Origin of the sequence: Marinilactibacillus piezotolerans (genome assembly GCF_900169305.1) — a bacterium.
Classification (GTDB): Bacteria; Bacillota; Bacilli; order Lactobacillales; family Carnobacteriaceae_A; genus Marinilactibacillus; species Marinilactibacillus piezotolerans_A.
This window is the reverse complement of the sequence record NZ_FWDP01000004.1, coordinates 96306-109586: the sequence shown is the minus strand read 5'-3', so window position 1 is coordinate 109586 and position 13281 is coordinate 96306. Positions and strand designations below refer to the sequence as shown.

General features: G+C 39.6%; 12 protein-coding genes and 1 other annotated feature. All 12 genes read right to left on the bottom strand.

The genetic code is table 11. The features are described 5' to 3' along the window. Positions 1 to 4: 4 nt before the first annotated feature. Positions 5 to 205: a cold shock domain-containing protein gene (locus B6F02_RS04525; protein WP_080146184.1), complete on the bottom strand. Its 201-nt coding sequence runs from the start codon at positions 203 to 205 to the stop codon at positions 5 to 7. Positions 206 to 461: 256 nt separating this feature from the next. Continuing rightward, on the bottom strand, positions 462 to 3242 hold the full coding sequence (gene ileS / locus B6F02_RS04520) for an isoleucine--tRNA ligase (RefSeq protein ID WP_080146183.1): 2781 nt from the start codon (positions 3240 to 3242) through the stop codon (positions 462 to 464). Between the two features lie 53 nt (positions 3243 to 3295). Continuing rightward, positions 3296 to 3543: a binding site (T-box leader), on the bottom strand. A gap of 22 nt (positions 3544 to 3565) precedes the next feature. Further along, positions 3566 to 4234: a DivIVA domain-containing protein gene (locus B6F02_RS04515; protein WP_080146182.1), complete on the bottom strand. Its 669-nt coding sequence runs from the start codon at positions 4232 to 4234 to the stop codon at positions 3566 to 3568. A gap of 101 nt (positions 4235 to 4335) precedes the next feature. Then, a complete protein-coding gene (locus B6F02_RS04510; RefSeq protein ID WP_080146181.1) occupies positions 4336 to 5121 on the bottom strand; it encodes a YlmH family RNA-binding protein in 786 nt (261 codons plus the stop codon). A gap of 7 nt (positions 5122 to 5128) precedes the next feature. Then, positions 5129 to 5434, bottom strand: a complete 306-nt coding sequence (locus B6F02_RS04505) for a YggT family protein (protein ID WP_080146180.1) — start codon at positions 5432 to 5434, stop codon at positions 5129 to 5131. Positions 5435 to 5455: 21 nt separating this feature from the next. After that, positions 5456 to 5932 carry a cell division protein SepF gene (locus B6F02_RS04500; RefSeq protein ID WP_080146179.1) on the bottom strand — a complete coding sequence of 159 codons (477 nt, stop codon included), beginning with the start codon at positions 5930 to 5932 and terminating at the stop codon, positions 5456 to 5458. Between the two features lie 31 nt (positions 5933 to 5963). After that, the gene (gene ftsZ / locus B6F02_RS04495; RefSeq protein ID WP_080146178.1) at positions 5964 to 7193 is read right to left on the bottom strand and encodes a cell division protein FtsZ; all 1230 of its coding nucleotides are present in this window, start codon (positions 7191 to 7193) and stop codon (positions 5964 to 5966) included. A gap of 24 nt (positions 7194 to 7217) precedes the next feature. After that, a complete protein-coding gene (gene ftsA, locus B6F02_RS04490; RefSeq protein ID WP_080146177.1) occupies positions 7218 to 8540 on the bottom strand; it encodes a cell division protein FtsA in 1323 nt (440 codons plus the stop codon). A gap of 231 nt (positions 8541 to 8771) precedes the next feature. After that, positions 8772 to 9623: a cell division protein FtsQ/DivIB gene (locus B6F02_RS04485; protein WP_080146176.1), complete on the bottom strand. Its 852-nt coding sequence runs from the start codon at positions 9621 to 9623 to the stop codon at positions 8772 to 8774. 21 nt (positions 9624 to 9644) lie between these two features. Next, positions 9645 to 10769, bottom strand: coding sequence for an undecaprenyldiphospho-muramoylpentapeptide beta-N-acetylglucosaminyltransferase (gene murG / locus B6F02_RS04480; protein WP_080146175.1), 1125 nt, complete (start codon positions 10767 to 10769; stop codon positions 9645 to 9647). Positions 10770 to 10790: 21 nt separating this feature from the next. After that, positions 10791 to 12176, bottom strand: a complete 1386-nt coding sequence (gene murD, locus B6F02_RS04475) for a UDP-N-acetylmuramoyl-L-alanine--D-glutamate ligase (protein ID WP_080146174.1) — start codon at positions 12174 to 12176, stop codon at positions 10791 to 10793. Between the two features lie 104 nt (positions 12177 to 12280). Beyond that, positions 12281 to 13246 (bottom strand): phospho-N-acetylmuramoyl-pentapeptide-transferase, encoded by a 966-nt coding sequence (gene mraY, locus B6F02_RS04470; RefSeq protein WP_218672183.1) that lies wholly within the window; start codon positions 13244 to 13246, stop codon positions 12281 to 12283. Between the last annotated feature and the right edge of the window lie 35 nt (positions 13247 to 13281).

Genomic DNA, 13281 nt, shown 5'->3' with positions numbered 1-13281 from the left:
TCAATTAGACTTTATTTACATTAGCAGCTTGAGGTCCTCTGTCTCCATCTACAATATCAAACTCCACTTCTTGACCATCATCTAAAGATTTGTACCCTTCGCTGTTAATTGCGCTGAAGTGTACGAATACATCTTCACTGCCTTCTACTTCAATAAATCCGAATCCTTTTTCTGCATTGAACCATTTTACGTTTCCTCTTGCCATCCTGCTTTTCCTCCTAAGTATATACTTGCAACAGACTTCAATGATATAAGAGCTGATCATCCGTTTCCATTCAACTGTACTGCATCTATTACACTTAAAAGTATACAAAAGATCACGAATCTATGCAAGGGCTTTCTTTGTTTTTTTGTTAAATGCTTAGCATTTATTTCCATTGTATCCCTATTCATTTTGGATTAACTCACTATTGAAACAGAAAAAAGGCCGAGATCAGATGATCTCGACCAATGCTTATCGCTTAGTTTTCGAATAATTCTGGAAAATGTTCTTCGCAGATATGGTGACATCTATGGCATAATTTTCCGACACCTTCTACTTCGATCAAGTCAGGAGAAGTAATTCGACATCTCTCGCAGACTTCACCTTCCATATGCTCTACTTTAATCGATAATCCCTCAAAGTCTAGGACTCGATCATCATCTTCTGGCTTATCAGACAGATTTTTGATCGTAATATTTGAAGCAATCAGGATTTGACGCAAGTTGGTGTCCAGTGACTCAAGTAATTTTTGTACCTCACCAGAAGCATATAACGTTGTATCTGCTTCAAAATCTTTTCCGATTATTTTATTTTCTCGTGCAACTTCATTTGCTTTCAGAATATGATCTCTTAAGTCCATGAACTGATCCCATTTTTCAACAAGCGCTTCTGATCCCGGATAGTCTTCGACTTGAGGCATCTCTGTTAATTGAGCATAAGCCTCTTCTTCTTGAAGATAAGTCCAGAGCTCTTCGGCAGTATGTGGAATAATAGGTGTCAATAGTTTTGTCAGTTTCACGATAACCTGATAGAATACAGATTGCATTGCACGGCGTGAGTGCGCATCCGGTGCGTCAATATACAAAACATCTTTAGAGAAGTTGACGTAGAAGTTAGACATGTCAACTGTACAGAACTGATTGATTTCTTTGTATATATCAGAGAAGTCGTATTGGTCATACGCTTCAAGTACATTTGAAACGGTCTTATTCAAGCGATTCATCATATACTGATCTACTGTACGCAATTCTTCATAAGGTACATTATTTTCAGCATAAGAAAAATCTTCAGTGTTTTGAATCAAGAAACGTAGCGTATTTCTGATTTTACGGTAAACTTCAGATACTTGTTTCAAGATTTCCATGCTGACTCGAACGTCAGCTTGAGCATCCACGCTAGATACCCATAAGCGGACAATATCCGCACCCATTTGTTTAATGACTTTGTTTGGCACAATGGTATTTCCAAGTGATTTACTCATCTTGCGCCCTTCGCCATCTAATACAAATCCTTGAGACAACACAGATCTGTAAGGCGCTTCTCCATTGATTGCCACACTTGTTGTCAAGCTTGAGTTGAACCAGCCACGATACTGGTCTGATCCTTCCAGATACATATCAGCCGGGAAAGTCAGATTATCTCTTGTTTTCAATACAGCTTGGTGAGAGGATCCTGAATCAAACCAGACATCCATAATATCTGTTTCTTTAGTAAAATGTCCATTCGGACTTGCTGGTGATTCAAATCCTTCTGGCAGAAGATCTTTTGCTTCTCTTTCAAACCATACATTTGATCCATGTTCAGCAAACAATTTTGAAACATGTTGAATGGTTTCCGGTGTTATGATGGCATCGCCGTTTTCACCATAAAAAATTGGGAGCGGTACGCCCCAGGCTCTCTGACGAGAAATAACCCAGTCTCCTCTATCGCGAACCATGTTGTAGATTCGCTGCATTCCCCATGGCTGCAGCCATTCAACTTCTTGAATAGAATCCAAAATGTCTTCACGGAAATCTTTAATAGAAGCAAACCATTGTGGTGTTGCACGATAAATAACAGGTTTTTTCGTTCTCCAGTCATGCGGATAACTGTGTGTAAAGAAATCGATTTTCAGTAAGGCGTCTTTTTCTTTTAACCATTCTGTAATCATCTTGTTGGCATCATCGTAGAATACACCTTCAAGACCAGGCGCTTCTTTTGTGAAACAACCTTTCTCATCAACAGGAGAAAGAACTTTAAGACCATATTGTTGAGCCGCGATAAAGTCTTCTTCACCATGTCCAGGAGCTGTGTGTACTAATCCAGTACCGCTTTCCAACGTAACATGATCTCCCATGATCACTAAAGATTCACGGTCGTAAAAAGGATGTTGAGTAGTAGCACGATCCAGCTCAGATCCTTTAACCTCTTTGATCAACTCAACGTTTTCCCAGCCTAATGTTTCAGCGACTTCTTCAGCCATTTTTGAAGCAACAACAAATTTGCGACCGTCAGCTTTAAGCACTGCATAATCGAATTCAGGATTCAATGCGATAGCTAAGTTTGCAGGCAGTGTCCAAGGTGTCGTCGTCCAGATGATCAATGAAGTTGCTTCATCTAAAATGCCTTTGCCGTCTTTAACAGGAAAAGCAACATAGATATTCGGAGATTTAACATCTTTATATTCAATCTCTGCTTCTGCTAAAGAAGATTCACTTGAAGGAGACCAATAAATGGGTTTAAGTCCTCGATAAATGTATCCTTTTTCAGCCATTTTTCCAAATACCTTGATCTGTTCTGCTTCATACTCTTTATTCAAAGTAATATAAGGATGTTCCCATTCTCCACCAACACCTAGTCGTTTGAAATCAGCACGCTGTGTATCAACTTGCTCCAATGCATACTCTTCACAAAGTTTTCTGTATTCAGCTGTTGTCATAGATTTTCTATCAACACCTGCATTTGTGAGTGCTTGTTCGATCGGCAGTCCGTGAGTATCCCACCCAGGTACATAAGGCGCACGAAATCCAGACATTGATTTGTATCTTACAATAATGTCTTTGGAAACTTTATTCAATGCATGTCCCATATGGATATTTCCATTCGCAAATGGAGGTCCATCATGCAGGACAAATGGTTTCTTATCTTTATTCAGTTCTTGTCTTTTTTCATAAATATTTAGTTCTTCCCATTCTGCTTGGCGGTCTGGTTCCTTATTCGGAAGACCTGCGCGCATAGGGAATTTTGTTTTCAATAAATTCAATGTATCTTTTACTTCCATGTTTTACCCTCTTTTATTCATATTTTCTTACATTAAAAAAAGACCTCATCCTAAAAAAGGACGAAATCTCCGTGGTACCACCTTACTTCAAAAACAAAGTCTGCATTTATACTGAAGATGTGTCTTCCTTAATGTACTTTGTTTTTCTCGACTCTTTAACGCAGAGTAACGTTTTCAGTTACTGGCATTCACTGAAAAAGCTGCTGAAGGATGATCGGTCAAAAGTTACTGCTGAGTTCACACCCTCCTCAGCTCTCTGTCAAGTTCTTTTGACTATCTTGTTTCAGTTGATCGCTATTTATATTAGTATTGTTAAAAACACCTTATACATTCGGTAATTCTACTGCTGGTGTCATACCTTCTTGGTACAGAGGCTCTTTTGGTTCATCTTCATTAACCGATTCTTCCGGGATATCAGCTGTCTCCGTTTCATCTCTTTCATCAAGTTCAGTTTTCACTTCGTTGATCACATTTGTTTCAACTTTTTCAGAAGCAGGTGGCTGCAGAAGATCATCCCACTCTTCCTTTTTTACAAGTTCAAGCTGTGACTCGATCATCAACTGTAATCTCTGACGAAAAATACGACTCTGTTTACGTAAAGCTTCTGTTTCTTCTTCGATTTTTCTAGCTTTTCCAACCGCTTCTTTTAATAACTCATCCGCGTGGTCCTCTGCATCCTGACGAACATGAGCCGCAGTATTTTCTGCTTCTTTTGTAATCATTTCCGCTTCTTTTTCAGCATTTTCTTTTAGACGATCTGCGGCATCTTGTGCTACAATGATTGATTTATTCAGAGAATCTTGCATTTGGTCATAGTTCGCTAGTTTTTCTTCTACAAGAGCCAATTTCTTTTCAGTTTCTTTCTTTTGTTTCAATAACAATTCATAATCCTTGATGATCTGATCCAAGTAATCATTTACCTGGTCTTGGTCGTAACCTCTCATCTTGACAGAAAATTCTTTGTTATGTATATCCATTGGAGTTAAAGCCATTGTCGAGTCCCTCCGTAATTTTTTTATGAACGATTTATTTAAAAATGACTAGGTTAGATTTGCTTATTAGTATAATGAATATCCTGGATTAATACAAGACCTTATTGATTCCTGTCCAGGATATCCAATTCTAATCTGATTTTTTCCTTTTTTGTTTTTCCTTCGATCGATTTTAGCTTTATTCTGCCAAATCCCCGAATTGAAAGGACGTCTGAAATGCCCAGTACAATATCCGGCCGGTCGATTTCATTCCAGTTTACTTTTACTTTACCAGAAGCAATCAATTCTTTTGATCGTTGTCTGGATAAGTTAAAAGCATTGGCTAAAACAACGTCTATTCTCAAAGAAGAAACGATGACACTCGTACTCTCCCACTTATCTTTTGGAACAAGTATATCTTTGTATGCTTTTTCTTCAAGATTCACTTTGATTCGACCAATGCTGTCGATTTGGCTAATTAGAAATGGCATGATCGTTTCGTCAACGAAGCATTGCCAATTGAGACCATCTGTAACAATATCTCCAAGGGTATCTCTGCTGATCCCTGCTCCAATAAGCGATCCGAGAATATTACCATGAGATAAGTCAGCAAACTTCACCGGATAGCTGATTTCACAAATAGAAACCTTAAAATCTTCTTGCGCCGGTTCATAATAAGCTGGTGCAAGGAAGATCCGTCTGCGTTCTGCTGCCTCATATCCGCCAAAACTATGCAAAACAATCTCACTATTCTGACCAGCAACGGATTCAACCATGAATTGTTGTCTTGGATCGAGGAAGGGCGTTAAATAAGGTGTATACTGTTCTTCTACTTGACGGACCCAGTCATACACTGAGTCGATAAAGAGCTGTTCGTCTTTTCTGAAATGCTGGTATACATTATCCATATCTGCCTCACGATATCCCTAGTTGATAAAGCAATTGATAAATAATATTAAAGAGTGGGCCTAATCCCATTTCGATTAGAGATAAGGCAAGTAACGCAACTAGCCCAGCAAGACTGAACATACCGATCGGCGGAACGAATCGACGGAAAAATGATACATAAGGTTCGCAGATCCGGGCCAACAACTGTCCTAAGCCAGATTGATAAGCTCCTGGGAGCCATGACATTAAGAAATAAACAACCAGCAGCAGTCGATAAATATTGATTAGACTGCTTAGCAGATTATAGATCGAAATTAAAATTTGTGACACCATTTAATAAAGTCTCCGTTTCTGTTAAAAATCCTGATTTTTCAAAGCCTGCAACTCAGCTCCATCAAGTTCAACAGATTGAGGAGTACAAACAAAAATTTCTTCACCGATTCTTTCAATATCGCCTTTAATGGCATAGGTAGCCCCCATGAGAAAATCAATAACTTTTTTAGCTTGATCTTTTTCCATTCTTCTAAAGTTCAAGATAACAGACTGATTATTCAGCAAAATATCAGCTACAGCTTGTACTTCAGAATAAGTGCGCGGTTCCATCACATGAATACGAGGTTTTTTCATTGCTTGCTGTTGATTGATCGCGACAACATTTTGATTTTGAACGGTTTTTCTAACAGGTTGACTTTTATTGAGTACAGGCTTGGCTGCTTTAGGCTTCGGCTGTTCTTTTTTTGATGAAACAGCAGACTGTTCAGCTGGCTCTTCCACTTCTTCAGAATCTTCTTCTAAAAAGAAAAAGTTATTTAACTTGTCTTTGATTCCCATTTATAAGACTCCTTTCGAAAAGACCTGATCCTTATCTCTTTCTTCTTCTTCTAAAAAACGGCGGTGTATCGACTTCATCATCTGATCCAGAACGATTTGATGCATCATCTCTTGAAAACAGATCTTTTTCTTTGGTTTCTTCAGGCGCTTCTTTTGCTTGATCAAGATCAGCATTGTGACGGTCTCTTAAGTTAGGTTCTTTTCTGATATCCCAGTTTCCGAAAGGGTCGTTCTCTGCTTTTTTCGGTGTACTTGCTTGAGTATTGATTTTATTTGCTGCAGAAGGTTTCTTCGTCTCTTTCTTCTCTCCATCAATACCTGTTGCAATAACTGTTACAACAACTTCGTCTCCCAGTTCCTCATTAATAGATGTACCGAAAATGATATTTACGTCGCTTGTTGCTGCTGCAGAAACAATATCGGAAGCATCTTGTGCTTCGAAAAGCGTCAAGTCTGATCCACCTGTAATGTTCAGCAATACAGATTCGGCTCCGGCTACAGACACTTCCAGCAATGGAGAAGAGATGGCTTTCTTCGTTGCTTCTGCTGTTCTGTTTTCCCCTGTTGCAGTTCCGATTCCCATTAAGGCAGAACCTTGATTTTCCATTACAGTTTTAACATCAGCAAAGTCTAAGTTTACATATCCTGGATTTGTAATCAAGTCTGAAATTCCTTGCACACCTTGACGCAGTACATTATCGGCTTCTCTGAATGCTTCCATCATTGGAGTCTTCTTGTCTACAATCTCAAGCAGACGATTATTTGAAATCGTTACTAAGGTGTCAACATGCTCTCTCATTGATGCAATTCCTTCTGCTGCAAAACGCCCTTTTTTCGGCCCTTCAAAGGTAAACGGACGAGTAATGACACCAACTGTTAAAGCGCCTTGTTCTTTTGCGATTCTAGCTACAATACCAGCAGCTCCTGTTCCAGTTCCGCCGCCCATTCCAGCAGTTACAAATACCATGTCTGCTCCGCTTAGCGCTTCTGCGATTGCTTCTTCACTTTCTTCTGCTGACTTTCTTCCAACTTCCGGGTTCGCGCCGGCGCCCAGACCTCTTGTTAATTTGGGCCCTAATTGAATTTTAGTTTCAGCTCTCATCATATCCAGTGCTTGCACATCTGTATTGGCAACAATAAATTCTACACCTTGTACGCCGTCTTGGATCATTCGGTTGACCGCGTTACCTCCGGCACCTCCAACACCAATAACTTTTAATACCGCACCTTGCGATGCAATCGTATCGAATTCTAAATCCATTCTTTTTCCTCCTGTTTACGATATTTAATCAAAAAATGTCGAGAAAAAGTTTTTAATTTTTTCTGTGAAAGGTTGTTTTTCTGACGAATTTGATGAATGTGCATTTGTTTCGTTATGCGATGAAGATTGAGTATACTCAGACTTTGACTGAGGCTGCTGGATTTGACCAGCAGAAATCAACCCATGATTAGATAAACTGACTTGATTGATCAGTTTTTGAATACCCTCTAATTTCCCTTCGTAGTACACTAATGAAATTGCGTTTGTAAAGGATGGGTACCGTACACCCATATAATCTGGTATGTACACTGCTACTTCAACTTCGAATATATCTTCTGCCAGTTCTCTGATTCCAGGAATCGCTGCTGCTCCACCTGTCAACTTCACTTTTCCAGGCAAGGAAAGTGCCCCGATCCGGTTCAGCTCAGCCTTTAATGTTTCAAATATTTGTTCCACTCTAGCTTCAATAATTTCGGCGATATAGGACTCTTTAACTCTGACCGGTTCTTTTTCGCCCACTACATCTACTAAAACTGTCTGATCTGCTGATGCTTGAGATGAAAAAGCGTATCCAACTTCTCTTTTTAGGCTTTCTGCATTTTGCAGAGAAGTATTCAAGACTAAAGAAATATCTTTTGTAATGAATTCTCCGCCTTGCTGTTCAACATAGACGTATTTTAATTGATGGTCGTGGATCGCAGAAGCGGTTGTCTGTCCGCCGCCGATATCGATCTGTACAGTACCGAATTGTCTTTCATCTTCAGAAAGTACGAGCTGAGCCATTGCTTGCGGCTGCAGAATCAAATCCTGGATTCCATGACCTGATTTTTGAACACATTTTTTGATGTTATGGACGATCGATTTAGGAATGGCCAACATTGTCCCATATAATTCCAGTCGTTCTCCCACCATACCGCGCGGATCTTTGATTTCATCGAATCCATCGACAAGAAACTCTTCAACCATTATAGAGATCATCTCTTTATCAGAAGGTACCTTTGTCAAACAGGTTTCTCTGATTAATTGTTCGACGTCTTGATCAGAAATTTCCTGGCTGCTGTCGTCTATCTGGATATAACCATTAAACGGGATAATCTCTACACCATTTGCAGGTATTCCTACAACTAGATCTTGTATCTCTAACCCTGACTTTTCTTCCGCCTGCTTTACAGCATGGGCAATCGCGTTGCTGGTTTCATCGATATCAACGATCATGCCTTTGTTTATTCCTTTAGACTTTTCGCTGCCGACTCCAATTACATTCATTTGATTATTGAGGACTTCAGCTACAATGACTTTTATAGAAGTCGTTCCAATATCTAAACTTGTATAAATTCCATTTTCCATTGTTGGCTAACCCTCCATTCTCTATAGGATAGTTTTTATTCTGTTAAGGACAAATCTTTTTTTTCTAATTGTACATTTATAATGCCTCGAATCCAAAAATTGGATCCGAGTTGATTTTTTCATGAAGTTACTGCTTATTTTACCACACATCGCTAGTGTTATTGAAGATAGTTTGGAGATTTATCCCTTCAAAAGATAACGATTGTGTAACAGTCTCTGAAATATATGAACTTATTCAGAAGTCTCATTTAGATCAACCTGGTTTTCTTCATCATAAGATTGTTCATCTTCAGAAGCAAACGGGATGAAATAAGCTCCAGCTTCCAAATCGAACAGACCATTTTCGCCTTTAACCGCTTTTACCAACTGTGGATAATGCTGCATTCTTTCAGAAAAACTCGGAATCGAAGCAAGGATTTCGTTTCCATTGTTCATATAAGCTTTGATCAGCAGCGAGTTCCTTTCAGATTCCACCCATTCAACTTCAGAAATCATTGCTTGAACGGATGTACTTAGTGTATTATATTCTGCCATCATCTGTTCCAGCACTTCACTATCATTGAAATTCCGCATAATAGGCAGACCACCATTCGTATTCGGATTGGCTTCTTCAAGTACAGCACCATTTTCCAGCACTTTATAATATTGGTCATTTTTTATCAGTAATGCTACCGTCTGGTATTCGCTAACTGCAAAATTCAATTGATTCAATCCGCTGATATTCAACTCTATGCTTTCGACCTGCGGCAGTGACTCTTTAACTTTTTGAGAAATGGCCTCTCTCTCCAGATAGGTTTCCCATAAGGATTGCCCAGATTGAATTTCACTGCTCTCTATAATTTCTTGGTCAAGCACTTCATTTGAACCTTGGACCGTCAGAGTATCAATTTTGCTGTATGGGGTAAGAAAATACACAGAGATCAGCAGCATCATCGAAAACAGAATCATTAGTACAGACCATTTTAACTTGAGTCTTTTCCCATATTTGTCTTCATGACGAGGAGAGTTATGATTTTTTTTTGAATAAAGATCTTTTATATCCGTTACGGTAGACTGTACTGGTTGTTCTTGATTCTGCTTCAACAAACTCTCCTCCTATTCGTCTCAAGTTTTTTTGATCGTATTTATAACGGCAATCAATTCGTCTGAAGCTTTTTGTTTCCCAATTTCTTTTGAGTGGACAGCCATTTGTTTTCTTCTATTAGAGTCGCTCATCAGTTGACTGATTTCTTCCACAAACCGCTGTTTTGTCAGTTCCGATTCCTTTATCATGACAGCTGCATCTTTATCTGCTAGACTCAATGCATTTTTCGTCTGATGGTCTTCGGTAACATTCGGACTGGGAATCAAGATGCTCGGCATTCCCAGAGAAGTTAATTCTGCGAGAGTTGTAGCACCGCTTCTGCCGACAACCAGAGAAACTGCCGCAAAGACTTTAGGCATTTCTTTGATATAAGGCACAACCTTCACTGTGTCAGAAGGGTAGACAGAAGGATACTTCTGCTTGAGCTTATTTGAGATTTCCTCAAAGTGCACCTCACCTGTAACATAAAGCACTTGATAGTGCTGTTCTTCAAGCAAGTCAAAACTTTCTATAAAGGCTTGATTGATTTTTTGAGCACCTCTGCTGCCGCCAAAAATCAACACTGTTTCTTTTACAGGATCTAGATCAAACTCTTTAAGTATAGGCGACCATTCAATACCTGCTACTTCCTGTGCTCGCGGATTCCCGGTATAGACAACCTTTGATTCATTGCCTTTAAATTGATTTGCTGCTTCCTCAAAACAAATTGCAACTTTGTCTACATAGCGTGCCAAAAATTTATTGGTGATTCCTGCGACACTGTTCTGTTCATGAATCATTGTCGGAAAACCGGCTTTTGCAGCCGCATAACAAACAGGAGCGCAAACGTAGCCGCCAGTTCCGATCACTATATCCGGTGAAAATTCTTTTACAATTTTTTTAGCCTTGCCGATACTCGTCAAGAACAGTTTCACAGTGTTCAGATTATAGAGTATGCCGGATAGATTCAGTTTCCGTTTAAACCCCTCTACTTCAATCGCTTTAAATGGAACCTGATTGTCTGGAACTATCTTGCTTTCTAGACCTCGACTGGTTCCTATATAAAGAAATTCTGCAGTTGGATAGATTTCTTCAATTCTCTTTTTGAGAGCCAGCGCCGGATAAATATGTCCGCCGGTGCCTCCGCCTGTTAAAATGACTTTCATGCTTTACACACACAAGGTGCTTTATGCCTCCTCTTGCCGGGATCGGATAAATCGTTCGATGCTTTCCATATATGCATTCCCTCTCACTTCAAAGCTCGGATATTGATCCCAACTTGCACAAGCCGGAGAAAGCAAAATAATATCATTAGGATCACTGAGTTTATAAGCTTCTGGGACTGCCTGTTCTACATTGACGACTTTCATGGTTTTTGAGACGCCTGCACGTTCAGCAGTTTCTACTATAGCATCCGCAGTTTCACCAAATGCCAATACCGCTTTGACATGCTCTCTCATTGACGGAATCAATTCATCAAAAGAAACCCCTCGATCTAAACCTCCGGCTAATAAGATAATCGGCTCTTTAAACCCTTCTAACGCATTGATCGTTGCTAAAGAATTGGTCGCTTTAGAATCGTTGTAGAACTTCCTGTCTTCAAATGTACATACAAATTGAGTACGGTGTGTAACCCCTCTGAATGCACTCAGTGCTTTTTTAATTGCATCATTGGACTGTCCAAGCAATTTAGCGACAGCTATTGCAGCCAATGCATTCTCTAGATTATGTTTCCCCGGCAGTAAAATGTCCTCAACCTTCAAAACAGCTTCAGTATTATAGTAGATGATACCGTTATTGATATATACACCTTTTTCCAGCTGCTGTTTTCTTGAAAAAGGAACCAGCTGAGCCCGACTATGCTGACGTGCCAATCCTGCTAATTCACTCTGATCCGCATTATAGACAAAAAAATCGTCAGCATCTTGGTTATCTGTAATCTTCAGTTTTGCTTTAACATATTCTTCTCTTGTCCCATGGTAATCTAGATGCGCTGAATAAAGATTTGTGATGACTGATATAGCCGGCTTCAGTTTACGCGTGCCAAGTAACTGGAAACTAGATAATTCTAAAACAGTCACATCAGATGCTTCTGCTTTCATCGCTACTTGACTGGCCGGTGTCCCGATATTTCCAGCCGCAAAAGCTCTGCCGCTCTGACGGTCTGTATTCAAAATATCCGTTACCATTGTCGTTGTGGTTGTTTTTCCATTAGTACCGGTAATTCCGATCATCAGGCTTTCGTTGACTTCATAAGCCAGCTCGACTTCGGTAATGATGGGAATGCCTTTTTCAATCCCTTTTTTCACAATTGGATTGGAGTAAGGAATTCCCGGATTTTTGACAATCAATTCAAAGTCTTCATCAAGCAGATCGATTGGGTGTCCACCAGTAATGACTTTCAATCCTTCGTTGATCAACTCTCTGGCAGCTGGATTATCATCTAGATCTTTATAATCATTAACGGTAACCAATGCCTTTAAGCTATGTAATAACTTCGCTGCGCTTACACCACTCAGCGCCAGTCCCAGCACGAGTACTTTTTTATTGGTATACTTGTCGACTTGTTTCATTTCATATTCCTCTTTTCTAAACACTGCCTTATCTCGATGGCCAAGTAAAATAGTTTAAAAACTGGAAGCAGATTACTCTACGTCCAGCTTTTTTTATCAATTCATTATACCAAAATCAGCAATACGACCAAAGCCATAAGAAATCCGATAGTCGAAAAGATTCCTACGATCTTCCATTCACTCCAGCCATCCATTTCAAAATGATGATGAATCGGGCTCATTTTAAAAATTCTTTTTCCTCTTAATTTAAATGACCCCACTTGCAGCATCACACTTGCTGTTTCACAGACAAAAACCAGTCCGATCAGCAACAGTGTCCACTCTTGATTCAATAAAATCGAGACACCTGCTAATCCAGCACCTAACGCTAAAGAACCGACATCTCCCATAAAAATCTTTGCCGGCTTTTTATTGAACAAGAAGAATCCAAGCAGTCCGCCAAATACGGCTAACGTAAATACCATTACATCCCATTGAGATTGAATCGCTGCGATGATCGCATATGCTGCATAGGCAATCATTCCTGTGCTGGCCATCAATCCATCAATGCCATCTGTTAAATTTGTTGCGTTAGAAAACCCAACCAGCCAGAATAAAATGAATAGACTATAGAATACCCCAAGTTCAAATGTTCCGATAAACGGCAGGGTTAATGCCGTCGGATATCCTAATAAGTATATTCCGATGAAAAAAACGATGGCTCCGATTATTTGACCAATCAGCTTCTGCAGACTCGTCAGCCCTAGATTCCGCTTCATAATGACCTTGATGTAATCATCCAAGAAGCCGATCAATCCGTAAAGAACGAGTATGAATACTAGTAAAATAAGACCGGTCGTTAAGACATTTAGTAAATAGCTTGCAAACAAGATTGTTGCAGAAGCAGCTATCAAAAACGAGACACCGCCCATTGTGGGAGTCCCTGATTTGCTTTCATGCCATTTCGGCCCTTCTTCTCTTGTTACCTGTCCCAATTGTTTTCTGCTAAAATATCGAATGACAAACGGCATTGATAAAATTGTAATCAGAAAACTAACTAAAACTGGAACGATGACTCTCAATAAATTCAACATATGCTACCTTTTCTCCTTTAACCCATTTCATT

Coding starts and splice junctions, on each gene's coding strand:
- B6F02_RS04515 (WP_080146182.1), bottom strand. CDS start 4,234: ATGGCTTTAACTCCAATGGATATACATAACAAAGAATTTTCTGTCAAG.
- B6F02_RS04500 (WP_080146179.1), bottom strand. CDS start 5,932: ATGGGAATCAAAGACAAGTTAAATAACTTTTTCTTTTTAGAAGAAGAT.
- B6F02_RS04525 (WP_080146184.1), bottom strand. CDS start 205: ATGGCAAGAGGAAACGTAAAATGGTTCAATGCAGAAAAAGGATTCGGA.
- murD (WP_080146174.1), bottom strand. CDS start 12,176: ATGAAACAAGTCGACAAGTATACCAATAAAAAAGTACTCGTGCTGGGA.
- B6F02_RS04505 (WP_080146180.1), bottom strand. CDS start 5,434: ATGGTGTCACAAATTTTAATTTCGATCTATAATCTGCTAAGCAGTCTA.
- B6F02_RS04510 (WP_080146181.1), bottom strand. CDS start 5,121: ATGGATAATGTATACCAGCATTTCAGAAAAGACGAACAGCTCTTTATC.
- ftsZ (WP_080146178.1), bottom strand. CDS start 7,193: ATGGATTTAGAATTCGATACGATTGCATCGCAAGGTGCGGTATTAAAA.
- murG (WP_080146175.1), bottom strand. CDS start 10,769: ATGAAAGTCATTTTAACAGGCGGAGGCACCGGCGGACATATTTATCCG.
- ileS (WP_080146183.1), bottom strand. CDS start 3,242: ATGGAAGTAAAAGATACATTGAATTTATTGAAAACAAAATTCCCTATG.
- ftsA (WP_080146177.1), bottom strand. CDS start 8,540: ATGGAAAATGGAATTTATACAAGTTTAGATATTGGAACGACTTCTATA.